The sequence below is a fragment of the Moorena sp. SIO3H5 genome, assembly GCF_010692395.1.
GTDB lineage: Bacteria > Cyanobacteriota > Cyanobacteriia > Cyanobacteriales > Coleofasciculaceae > Moorena.
Genome location: NZ_JAAHHS010000217.1, coordinates 1 through 13,028, shown reverse-complemented (window position 1 = coordinate 13,028; position 13,028 = coordinate 1). Strand labels below are relative to the sequence as shown.

Annotated in this window: 7 protein-coding genes; 4 read left to right on the top strand and 3 right to left on the bottom strand. The window is 41.2% G+C overall.

All coding sequences use genetic code 11. The features are described 5' to 3' along the window. Positions 1-1,225: transposase (locus tag F6K52_RS21610; protein WP_293082424.1), on the top strand; the 1,225-nt coding region annotated here is incomplete at its 5' end. Here F6K52_RS21610 and F6K52_RS21605 read toward each other — a convergent pair. After that, the gene (locus F6K52_RS21605; RefSeq protein ID WP_364418978.1) at positions 1,222-4,326 is read right to left on the bottom strand and encodes a plasmid replication protein, CyRepA1 family; all 3,105 of its coding nucleotides are present in this window, start codon (positions 4,324-4,326) and stop codon (positions 1,222-1,224) included. The two genes, F6K52_RS21610 and F6K52_RS21605, sit on opposite strands and share 4 nt — an antisense overlap. Before the next feature lie 219 nt (positions 4,327-4,545). Between F6K52_RS21605 and F6K52_RS21600 the strand changes: the two genes are divergently transcribed. Beyond that, on the top strand, positions 4,546-5,814 hold the full coding sequence (locus tag F6K52_RS21600; RefSeq protein ID WP_293082422.1) for an ArsB/NhaD family transporter: 1,269 nt from the start codon (positions 4,546-4,548) through the stop codon (positions 5,812-5,814). Between the two features lie 209 nt (positions 5,815-6,023). Next, on the top strand, positions 6,024-6,602 hold the full coding sequence (locus F6K52_RS21595; RefSeq protein ID WP_293082419.1) for a Uma2 family endonuclease: 579 nt from the start codon (positions 6,024-6,026) through the stop codon (positions 6,600-6,602). 283 nt (positions 6,603-6,885) lie between these two features. Here F6K52_RS21595 and F6K52_RS21590 read toward each other — a convergent pair whose 3' ends face one another. After that, positions 6,886-7,215 (bottom strand): XisI protein, encoded by a 330-nt coding sequence (locus F6K52_RS21590; protein ID WP_293082417.1) that lies wholly within the window; start codon positions 7,213-7,215, stop codon positions 6,886-6,888. Between the two features lie 396 nt (positions 7,216-7,611). On the opposite strand from F6K52_RS21590, the gene F6K52_RS21585 reads away from it, so the two are divergent. Next, positions 7,612-11,010, top strand: coding sequence for an AAA domain-containing protein (locus F6K52_RS21585; protein WP_293082415.1), 3,399 nt, complete (start codon positions 7,612-7,614; stop codon positions 11,008-11,010). Positions 11,011-11,041: 31 nt separating this feature from the next. Here F6K52_RS21585 and F6K52_RS21580 read toward each other — a convergent pair. Further along, a partial coding sequence (locus tag F6K52_RS21580; RefSeq protein WP_293082412.1) for an SUMF1/EgtB/PvdO family nonheme iron enzyme occupies positions 11,042-13,028 on the bottom strand: 1,987 nt, incomplete at its 5' end.

Genomic DNA, 13,028 nt, shown 5'->3' with positions numbered 1-13,028 from the left:
TTGCCGTCAAATATTGTTTAAAGCAGGAAAGTATCTGAATAATGCTGAGCTAGACAAGATACTTAAGACCAATATCCATTTCAAGGCTATGAGGTCTGCTTGTGCGCAACAAACACTGCACGGAGTTATTGAATCTTTTAAATCCTACAAAGCTTTAAGTAAGTTGTACGAAAAAGGCCAGCTACCTGATAAGCCTAGAGTCCCAAAGTACCGTAAAAAGGGAGGTATGGCCGTAGTCAGCTATCCTGCTCGGTGGGTAAAACAGGTATTGGGTCAGCTGAAGTTCCCTTTGGGTAAACAGGTCAAAGCCTGGTTCGGGATTGACCATTTCCTTCTTCCGATGCCATCTAATCTTGACTACAAATCAATAAGAGAGTTTCGATTTGTTCCCAGGAATGGCTGTTTTTATTTGGAATTCGTTTATAAACAACCAGACATTGAACCAATAGCATCGACCAATGACGTTTTAGGAATTGATCCAGGACTCAATAACTGGTTGACTTGTGTTTCAACCACTGGGAAGTCATTCATTATTGATGGCAGAAAGGTAAAATCCCAAAACCAGTGGTACAACAAGCAGGTAGGAAAAATAAAGAAAGGCAAAACTCAAGGTTACTGGGATGAGCGCCTGGCTTTCTTGACTGAGAAGCGCAATAGGCAAATGCGTGACAATATCAACAAAGTCGCCAGGTTTATTGTCAATTGGTGCATAAGACATAAAGTTAGCACCGTTGTTTTTGGTTGGAATCGACGAAATAAAGACAGTATTAATATTGGGAATAAAACTAATCAAGAGTTTGTTCAGATTCCCACAGCTAAGCTAAAAAATCGGATTGAACAACTATGTATTAAACACGGCATTAAATTCGTTGAGACTGAGGAAAGCTACACCAGTAAAGCTAGTTTTCTAGATGATGATTTTCTACCTACGTTCGGCGAGAAACCTGTTCGCGAAGCGTGCCCTTCGGGCTTAGGGTGGAAGGCTTCCGGAAAGCGAGTAAGGCGTGGTTTGTATCGGTCAGGTAATAACGAATTAATCAACGCAGATTGTAACGGGGCTTGTAACATCCTTAGGAAAGTAGCGACACAGCTAGGGTTTCCCCTAGCCGAGGTCGGTAGAGCAGTCTTGAACCTGCCACAACGATACCGATTAGATTCACTGTCTAGATCCTATCGTGAAGCGTCACGCAGCGCGGTTTTAACCCGCGAAATGACATCAGCTTAGAATCCACGTTTTTCAAAGCGTGGAGAGTTCAAATTCAAACACAATTGAATATAATTACTGTTGTCTGAATCCACTGACTGAGTGTTATCCGACCTAGGGGATAAATCATTATCCAGCCAAATTTCACTAGTACCTAACCTCTGACCATCACTAGCTAACCAGCTCTGGAAAACTTCCATGCGACCATCTTCTGGACTAACTAGCTGATAAACTCTGAACCGCTTTTTCCCTTGGCTCTGATAACGAATACACTGCAAGCCATAGCCGATTTTATCTAAGAAACGCCTGATAATAACAATCGGAGTTGCTTTTTTAGCTAGTCCTATTCCTGTGATGGTTTTGATAGCACAACGGTTTGCTAATGCGATCGCAGCCATCTCTTGCAAGTCCTGATCAGTATTTTTGAGTTCTCGTTCCAGATTTTCTAATAGAATTGGTATCCCCAAAACCTTCATAGTACCAATCATGGCTCCGAGCACAGCACGATTGAAATCCGGTAGAAATATACTCCCTTGACCTTGCTCAATTAACAGTCGCGCTACCTTAGCATCCCGTTCTGCTAGATGTTGCCGACCGATGGTAAGAAAATAATGGAGCCGTAGCTGCTGATACCAGCCTTGGTCATCTTTGAGTACCAGTTCTGGTGTGACTGGGATGGCATAACGCTGCTTTAAATCGTACTTCCGTAGTGAGCGACGCTCCGATGGTGTTTTGACTAGGCGTTTGCTAATCGTTTGATATTGGCTATCACTGAAGTCTTGACTAGATGCGATCGCATTACACTCAGCCTGATAGTTTTGGTCTCTAACTTCAGTAATCGCTGCCATCAGAGCATTCTGTGCTCCCAACTCTTCCGCTTGGGGTGAACCCTTAGACTTCTTTTTCCCAGCTTTAGTGGAACTGGCTGGGGAAACATCCATCACCAGATGACCTTCAGCACGCAATCCTGCTAGCACCGATTCCCGATAGCTCACCATTGCCGCATTGAAGCGGACAGCCATTTTAGCCCAGCACATCAAGGATTCTGCTTGAAAGCCTGTATCTAAATCATCCACAGCATCGAAATCCGATTGTTGTAGCAACCGAATATTCATTTGGGTCAAACGCTGTCCAGATGCCAGCAGTGAGGATAGAGAGTTTGAGCCATTACCCACTCGATTAAAGCCATAAGGGGCTACCCAGATGAAGCGGGGTAGATTTTCTCGGATCCGCCCTAAGGTTTGTCTGACACTATTTTCTCCTTGCACCCCTTGGGCAATACACCACACAGAGGTAAAGTGTCCCCGCAGATCAATACTAACTCCCGTTTCAATAGCAGGACTAGCTAATACAATGTCATACTCCCCTAAAACATTGTTGAGGTTATTGATACACCCCATGGCTGGATGACTGGTTTCACCAAGGGATTCCGAATCAATGCGCAATATCCGGAGGTCGGGAAATTGCTTTTTTAGGTAAGCTTCTAGAGTGCAAGTACCCCATTGGCTCTTTGGTTTTTGAGCCGAAAGACACACAAACGGTTTGCCTCCTTGAGCAATGTGTGCTTCTAGCTCTCGCACTAGTCTTTTTGGTGTGCTATCGGTATAGTTATGAACTTGCCAGGAGCCGTCAATGTTCGGTTTCCAGTCATTCTCAATGATGAAGGGTTCCAGGTCAACGCCAGACAAGCTCAGTAAGTAATCTATCGATATATCACTCAAGTCTGCATCCGCAATATAAACTTGACCAGACCCCCCCAAGACATTCTGGATTAGGGTTTTCAGGGATTTGAGAATAGCAACCCGATTACTCTGACAGGTGCTAGAGTTCAATCCATGCCAGAGCACTTGCTCCACTTCATCGATAATTACTACGCCATCAGACCAGTTAGCGGCATTGAAGCGAGCCTGAGAATTACCATGCAAGGAGTCGAGACATAAACCATAACCTAACACCCCTTCCTTCTGGTCATCCCTGACCTCAGTGATATACTTGATTCCAAAGCGTTGGCACAATGCTTCTACTAATCGCACCCGATGACCAAGCACCAACACCCATTGGTTTCGGGCTAGGGCTTGAGAGACAATTTTTTCGAGTAGTTGGGTTTTTCCAGTACCCTTAGGGGATTTAATCCCAATCAGTTGGGCTGTATCCGGAATCGGAAGTTCTTCGAGATAGCGGCAATTTACCTTAAGGTTAGCTCGATAGGTGAGCTGGGTTAGGGATTTAGCTTTCCAAGTATCCAGGGGGAGTGCTCGTTGGTAAACTTGCTCAAAGGTCTTCTGACCTTGATCAGCAATTAAATCATCTACCCCTTTGCCTAGCTGGGCATCCCAAGTTATTACCTTCACAGGGCAACCTGCTTTATTGAGCAGATATCCCATTCTACGAATCGCAGCATTGACAGCTTTGATCGTATTCGGTTTCGAGTCTTGGTCAAAGACTATGTAAATCGGTCGCTCGGGAGTAGCTAGTTTCCGTAGTTGAGGAATCAGGTCAGACTTCCCAATCCGATTTCCCTGGGCATCCCTACGGATTCGATACCCACCATTAATTCCTGGTAATGCGATCGCAGCGTAACCAGCAGTCAGTAAAGCTCCAGCTTTCTTAGCGCCCTCAGTAATACACAACGGAATCGAGGGGTGAGAGATTAGCCACTGCCAAAACCCTAGATCCGGTTGATTGTGGTCAAGGTCTGTGGGGAGAATAGTAATATCATTGCGCTCAGCAATCCGTTGCCACAGGTGCAAAGGTACTCGCAGAGCAAACAAGCCTGTGGGGGTTTTGGGGGGATGTTCATATTTTATTAGCTTCCTAGTTTCCCCACTCTGACGGGGTTGGCTGGGTTTGAAACAGCCCCAAATATCTTCCTGACCAGTAAGCAAGTCAATACCAGAACACCACCATCCCCCTTGTTCGAGGTGTTGATAGCGTTCCAGAATCGAATTTAGCACTCGACCATCATTGCGTCTGGGCAGGGAGTCGGAATAGAAGAGATACTCAAATGGGCTAGAGCCTTCGAGAGACCTTACATTGAGGCGAGTCAGCTGTTCATCAACACTACTAGCTGTCCACTCCTGGATATGGTTTATGGGTTTGGGGAAGACTCTGGCAGAGGTCACGCTATATCTAGTGGTTTTATCTTTAACTTAAGGAATATAACACTATTTGTGACCTAAGAGTTCATTTTACCTAATGCTTTAGGTTTTCTTGACAGTTCACGGTTTACCGTTCACCGTTGACGGTTGATAGTACCATAAAATGATCACTTATGCCTACCATCGGATTACCAGTAATTAGTGTAATTAGTTATTAGTTATTTAGGGATCCGTGTAGGAATTGTGATAATTTTCGTTCCCTACTCCCTACTCCCTACTCCCTACTCCCTATTCCCTATTCCCTATTCCCTGTTCCCTTTGCTATTGCACCATATTCCCATAGTCTGGGCGAGAGTTGGAAACGCCACTTTCACCCTCATTTCTCTAATTATTATTGCCCTAAGTTTAGGTCAAGCAGGTTGGTTTCGGTGGTTAGCGCTTCACATAGCTAATTGGGGATGTGGTCGTGGCCATTTGCTTTTCTCCTTAGTGATCCTAGTCGGGATGTTATTGAGCAATGTGTTTACTAACGTGGCCACCACCATAGTCTGGACAGCTGCTGTCATGGAAATTTTGCTGCTGCTTGGCTTTAGTGCCAAAGCTACTCTAGCATTTGTATTTACTAGTGGTTTTATTACCGATGCCGCTAGCTTACTACTGCCGATGAGTAATCCAGTAAATCTGATTTATGTTGATTATTTACAGATTTCCTGGTTGCGCTATGTGATGGTGATGTTGCCCGTAACAGTTGCCACAATAGCCACTAGTATCATCATTCTCTGGTTCTATTTTGAACCCCAAATCCCCCTGACCTATAACCTTGCCCGTCTACCACCACCTAATCGTGCGATTCGAGATTCCTTAATCTTTAAATTGAGTTTTCCTATGTTAGGACTACTCCTAATCGGCTACTTGTTCGCAAAAGTCCTAAATTTCCCCATTGCCTGGATTGCTGCTATGGCAGCTTTAGTGATGGTGGCATTAGCAGCACGTTCCTTTAACGGTCGGGCTAGTAGACTTAGCTATATCTTACACCTAGCACGTCAACTGCCATGGCGAATTATTTTACTTATCCTAGTGCTGTTTCTATTCAGCATCGGTTTGGACAATCTTGGCATCACTGCTCTGTTGAGCCAGCGGTTGGAAATCCTTTCTAATTGGGGACTCACTTTAGCAGCTAGTGGTAGTGGTTTCCTAGCTACATTTATTGCTAGCGTACTCAACAATTTGCCAACATTACTGCTGAAGGCTACGGCAATTGAAAGCATTAACGATATTGATCCAGCTATAAAAGAAGTGATGATATATGGTAACTTGATTGGCTGCAATTTAGGAGCAAAAATTACTCCCTTAGGGAGTTTATCAACGCTACTTTGGTTGAATGTATTGGCTTTTAGAGGAATCCAAATCAGTTGGGTTTATTATATTCGCTTAACCTTCATGCTTACCATGCCAGTTTTATGTATCAGCTTGCTTAGTTTAGCAATATGGTTACCCTGGTTAATTGCTTGATAATATAGCGGTTTTGAATTAGGTTAGCTGCATTTTTGTAGGGAGCAGGGAGCAGGGAGCAGGGAGCAGGGAGCAGGGAGTAGGGAGCAGGGAATAGGGAATAGGGAATAGAGAAAGAATACTGTGTACATTATAGTTATGAAAAACGTTTTAACTGAAAATTTTATAGACTATAGATAGGAATTACATCGAGTTTTTTGCCATTAGCAATGATTACTCAAAACTCTCCCAATCAAAAATCAAATCTAGTGTCATTGGAAGCATTTATTAAATTAGCAGAAACTAAACCGGCTAGTGAGTACATTGATGGAAAAATTATTCAGAAACCAATGCCACAAGGAAAACACAGCACAATTCAAGGGGAATTGGTGACTGCTATTAATCTAGTAGTGAAGCAAGAAAGAATTGCTCGTGCTTTTCCAGAACTTCGGTGTACTTTTGGTGGACGATCAACAGTTCCCGATGTATCTGTGTTTGTTTCCCAGAGAATTCCTCGTGATGAGAATGGCGAAATTGCCAATGTTTTCCAGGCAGCGCCTGATTGGACAATTGAGATTCTTTCACCTGACCAAAGTCAAACTAAGGTGACAAAAAATATTATCCATTGTTTAACCTATGGGACGGCAATGGGCTGGTTGATTGATCCAGAAGAGCAAACGGTTTTCGTTTATCGTCCAAAACAGCAGATGGAAGTGTTTGATCAATCATCCGATCAACTTTTGGTGCCATCCTTTGCTAGGGAGTTAAGCATTACTGTGGGCGATTTGTTTAGTTGGCTATTGGATTGAAGCTATAATGGTAGGGTGGAAAAAAATTTATCGCCGATAAGCTTAATGGAAAAACTCTATTACTTTTTGCCTGATATGGTAGGGTGGGCAAAAATTTATCGCCTATAAGCTTAATGGAAAAAAACTATTACTTTTTGCCCACCAAACTCTAGCCAACCCACAGTTAATGATGGTGGGCAAAAATTTATCGCCGATAAACTTAATGGAAAAACTCTATTACTTTTTGCCCACCCTACTAAACTTGCCCACCTGTCACAAGAATATAATTTAAATCAAGACCAGCTTACCGGTGAGCATATCTAGTAAATTGCCTTTTGAAGGGATACTTAAACCCTAAAACTATATGCTTTTGGGGAACTCCTGCTTCAACTAATTCATTAGCTACTCCCACTTCAGTGCCATCACTTTGAATCCAAATTTTGTTATCTTTTATATCAATATGGATTAAGCTTCCATATTCCCGTCGTTGGTCATACCAACCCACTACCATCAGTAAATAATGATTGCGCTCACTATCAAAAATCATTTGAACTTCTGTCTGATCATCATTAAGATTGATAGCGTGGGCTTTCAGGATTTTTTGGACTAATTCATGATAGTTCAAGGTTTCCATGGGGAGGAAATCCTCCTATTACAGTACATCTGTATTATAAAATACTGCTGTTACGCTTCGGATGTGCAGATAACTATAGCGCTATTAAATACATTCCTATCTCAACTGAAAATGCTAAGGGGCTTTATATCTGGGTTGTAAACACAATGCTTGCCATCAAAGGCTTGGCTAAAGGAGGCAAAAGGCAAGAATAGAAAGAAATTTGGACTTTTATTAGACACTAAAAAAATACCTAATACGTTTACATCTCATTTATAAAAATTAAATAGTTTTCAAGGAAAAATTGGGAAAAAATATTTTTATTACAAAAAGAGCTTGTGATTTTTGAGAATACTGTTAAACTGATATAAATAAACACACTACTCTTAAAGTAAATATCGCCACCTGGAGGTAATTTTGAACGAAGCCAGGAAAATCGAGGCAATTCTTAACGCTTGGTTCGACTACATTAATTTAGATGATTGCAGTAGCGCTAGGGTTGAAGTAGCTAAGCAGGAAATAGTAAAGCAAAGTGATGTAACGCTGCGAGGGAACCAGGTATTAATTGAAGAAGCGATATTTTCAGAACTGCACAAAGAACTAACCAGCAGAAAGCAAGGCCAACAGGAAGCAGTATGGGCTTTATCGTTCCCGCAAGTCATAGATATAGACAATAAAAAATCTTATCTTTGTCCTCTGTTTAGCTTAGATGTTACATCCATCCTGCAGGGAGACTATCAAGAACAAGGGTGGGACTTAGATTCGTTGACACTCACAGAAGCTGGAGGTAACTTAGCCACCTTCCTGAGGCTGGATGATGAGCAACGGGAGCAATTGATTACTAAAGATGGTTTGCGACCTTTTCTTGAAAATAAAACTATTTTTGGAATTGAGTTTGAAACTTATGAACAATGGATGCGCCAGGTTAGAATTCCTGCTCGCTCTCGTTGCAGAATTCAACCACAACCTTACTTATTTAAGTTTAGACCAGCTATATACTCTATAAATCTCAAGAGAGATCTACAAGAAATCAAGTCAGGCTCGAAAAATTGGTCAAAAGGAGATCCAGCTTACGAGTATTTGTTTGGTGTACCTCAAGATCGAAAACATGAAGTTATTTATATGGGAGCTTTCCCAACCCATCCACCCACTAATTCACAATTAGTAGCACTAAAACACGCTAAAACTGAACCTTTAACTGCTGTCCAAGGACCTCCTGGTTCAGGAAAAACCACCCTGATTCTTCATTTAATTGCTCAACAAGTAGTTAAGCGGGCGCTGGCAATAATTGAAGCGGAGGAAAATACTAATAATTTGACAGTTGTGAGTAGTACTAACAACAAAGCAGTGGAAAATGTTATTGAAAGACTGGATGAGTGGTTAAATGATGGATCCTTAGAGCATAATTTCCTTTATATAAAAGGAGGAAGTCGCCCAACTATTGAATCACCTGGGGCTGCATTAGATCAGTTAGAATATGCATCTGAATACTTAGAAAACTATTCTTTTAATGAATCTCGTTACAATTCTCTCAAAGAAAGCATCAAGCAGATTAAAGATGAGTTTATAGCTGAAGAGTCGAATTATTTAGAACAACGTCGCAAAAGAGCTATAGATGAAGAACGGTTACCTGAACTCCAAGATAAAATCCAAAACCTTCAACAACATTTAGATGAAATTCTAGCAGCTAGAACTAACTTTCAGGGACGAACAGTAGATTTGGCGGAGTACGAACAGCTTCCTATCGAAGCTTATCGAAAAATTGACTTCCGTTTTACAAATGCAGAACGACTGTTACCGGAAGGAAGATTGCCTTGGTTGATTCGTTTATGGCGATGGATAACTAGAAAAACCGAAAAAAACATTATCACAAAAGCGGTTTTAGCTTGTGAATCAGCCATCGAAAGTACCTTAAATACTCCTTTTGATGTTAAAAATCCCACAACTCGTACTGAGTTAGTTCAAGAAGCCCAGTTGGTTAGGGAAAGATTAGACAAGGGTGAAGAGCTAAAACGTGTACAAGCCAGATTACAAGAAATTGATGAAGATATAGAAATAACAGAAACAAAAAACAATCAAGCTAGTGAAGAGTTACGTGCATTAGAAAACAGATTAGCAAATCCACTAGAGGATTTTTACACTACATTCCAGGAAAAGTTTCATGAGCAACATAAAGAACTGTTTAAGCTATCGCGAGAATTGCTAATTCAGCAAGCACTCCAGGACAGAGATGATGTAAAAAATACTTTAGAAGTATATTCAAGCTTTCTTTCCAAAGATTGGAAATCTAAATCTGAAATTGCCAACAACTTAGATAAGCATATAAAAAATTTAAGTTTAATATTTCCTGTCATTACAAGTACATTAACTTCAATCCGAAATATGCTACCTAGGGTTTCGGAATGTGTTGACCGCACAATTGTAGACGAAGCTGGAATGATTCCATTGCATCAAACCTTTCCATTATTGGTGCGATCGCGTAAAGCAATTATTGTCGGCGACCCTCTACAACTTGAGCCGGTAATCACCCTAACTGACCAGAGACGTCATGATTATCGTCAAATAGCATTCTTGGACAAAGGGTTAACAGAAATTGATTACCACCGTTATAGTCCGGAAGAAAAATATAGAGCTACTACCTATCATCGTGCTGCGGGAGCAAGTGGAGAAGACAATGATCAGGGTCAAGGAATTTGTTTAAAAGAGCATTATCGCTGTCAACGTAGTATCATTGAATATTGTGATGATATTGCTGGTTATGGGTTAGAGGTAAAAACAGCACCAGTTGATTCGTTGTTAGAGTCAAACTTAGTTGCTTATCATGTAGAGGGGACTATCAGTAAGAATGTTAATCAGGAAGAAGTTACTGCTGTATTGGAGATAATTGAGCATTTGCTTAAGCAAGATTATTCATTAGAAGATATTGGTGTAATTTCCCCTTTTCGCGCTCAAGCTGATGCTCTTGAAAAAGAGATTAAAGAAAAATTTCCTCAGTTCAAGGAAAAATCGGAAAAATCCGTTGGCACAATTCACAAGTTTCAGGGTTCTGAGAAGAGAGTAATTATCCTCTCTACCAAAGTCTGCCAACCACAAGATAAAAAGAGGATTAATTGGATCAACAAACGACCTAATATGTTAAATGTTGCTGTATCGAGAGCCAAAGAAGTATTTATACTGGTTGGTAATCTTTACAGGCTAAAGAAAGGAAGGCTGACCGGCAAGCTTGTTAAACATATTCGAGACAATGGGGTTATTTTAGAGTATAAAACCGAGGAAGAAATTCCCCAGCCTCAACCGGGAGCTACTATGGTTTATGATTGTGAACATATAACGGTTTTTAGCGAAGCTCTTGATCACGCTGAAGAGGAATTAATAATTGTTACTCCTTGGATTAGACCCCCTGAATCAAGACAATTTGAGAAGGATGTAGTTTCAGTTTTAAAGAAAGGAGTAAAGGTTACAGTAATCTACGGTAAACAAGACAGAGCAAGGGGAGAGAATGATGATAATAATTCATTGATTGAGAAGAGTTTGAGAAAATTAATTGATGAGTATTCAGATTTACATCTTATTCGTTTAGGTGAAGGGGCATACATTGAAAGTGAAGGAACTAATGAAAGAATCTTGGTTTGTGATACTCAATTTGCTATTGTAGGAAGTTGGAATTGGCTTTCTCATCCTTACAGAAGGCAGTGTAATAGGTCGTTAATAAATCCTAAAGTTCAAATTCGTCGGGAAACCAGTATAAAAGTTTCTGAGTTATCCTCAATTGAGGATATAAAAAATAGCAGAATTTATCAATTACTTAGATCATAATCAGTAAGTCAGCAATCAGTAAATTTTACATCTATAAACAAACTACTCGAAAACCGAATTCTTTTTTAGGAACGCTTGGATTTCCAGAAAAGCGAGATGCTGAACGACACAAATTAGGATCACAATCCCAAGAACCACCGCGCAAAATTCGATATTCCTCAATTCCATCATTTAGCCATGCACTACCATCATTTAGCCATGCACTACCATCTAATGGTGCGCCTTGATAATTTTCGTGGTCGTAGTCCTCACACCACTCCCAGACTAACCCATGCATATCCCATAGCCCAAAAGCATTAGGGGTAAAACTACCTACCTCTGTCGTTTGTTGGCGATAATGGTGATCTTTGCTATTATAATTCGCTAAATTTGGTGTAATTTTTCTTCCAAAATGAAACGGAGTTGATGTTTTGGCGCGACAAGCATATTCCCATTCAGCTTCAGTGGGTAAACGATATTGTCTCCCTGTCTTTTGTGACAACCGGACACAAAACTCCTTTGCATGGTACCAAGAAACCCGCTCGACTGATAATTTATCTCCTTTAAAATAGGATGGTTCAGGTTCAAGAGGGCGGTTAATTGTTGGAAGGTTGGCAATAACCCTCCACTGTGCCTGAGTAATCGGATATCTACCGATAAAAAAGGGGTTAATAGTAACTATATGTTCAGGGCGTTCCTCTTGTTTAGACATTTCTTCCTCTATAGGGGCACCCATTTTAAATTGACCCCCTGGAATAGACACCATTTCTAGTCCAACGGTATCACTCAAGGTTTCGATAAAATGTTCAGCTTGTTGGCAGCTACGTTTTTCTCTCCCTTTAGCATCTATTTTTACTACTTCAAATTCAAAGGTTTTGGTAGTTGGGGGTAATTGTATTCTTAAATTGCTTGTTGCTACAATTTTGTTACTGCTAGTTTGAGATGACAGGTTAGATGGATCAGAATTTTGATGATTTTGCAGAAGGGATTTTTCTATACCATTTTCCCCATCCTCACGCTTGAACAGATAGCCATCTTCCAAACGCATAAAAATGACAGGAGTAGCAAAATCACGCTTGCGATTTCCAGTCTCCAAACCAATTGTGCGGCGACCATTCTGAGCCGCAATATCAACGGGTTCACCTTTGGCTAAACGTTCATAAAATTCATAGGCAAACTGGATTGCCGTAATATTTGAAACCTGATACTGCATCGCCACCACAACTGGAATATTCATTTGTACTATCTTAGAGGCAGTACCGGCAAAAGCCTGAGAAGCAGATAGCATTCCACTTTCACAGGCTTGTAGCAGAACCACTCCTGGACTCCACCGATTGAACAGTTCGCTGAAAGAAGCAGCATCCATCCACGAAGCTGTCTTGAAAACCTTCTTGACAAGGGCAATTTTTCCTACTTCTTCCCCTGCTTCATTATGCATTTGTCCATGACCAATAAAGTGGAAAATATGAGGTTGCTGCTCAAGTAAGTTGTCAATAGCAGTGGGAGTTGCTGGATTTACAATTGGCAGCAGTTCAATTCGCTCTGCTTGCTCCTGCGCCAAGCTTGCTAACGCTTCTTTAATATCTTCATACTCAACATGGCCTAAATCTTTAGGAGCCGCGATCGCCAGAGCAATCCTTAGTTTTTCACCCTTTTCTAACTGAATTGGGGGAGCAGAATGCCACAGGGCACGACGACGAGAGAAAACAATATTTGGATCTGTCCCCAACCAGCGATGGCCTAAATTAGCACTATCCGGCAAGCACATAAACTCCCAAGGCAATGCTGCCACTTCAGGAATTGTTTGCTCATCAATATCTAGCTCAATCCGCAAAAGCTGTTTTTTGTCCCGCACAGCCTCTTGGTAGAAGTTGACAAACTCTTGACGCAGTACATCATCAAATATTGCCTCAAATAGAGTTTCTCCCAGTTTCCTTGTATCCTGAGCATTGTTTAGTTCATTGGTGAGAACGGGTTGAAGCAGGGGGGTAATCTGTTCTAGTTTCTCCTGATATCGAAAGGGTCTAGAAGGTTCCCCA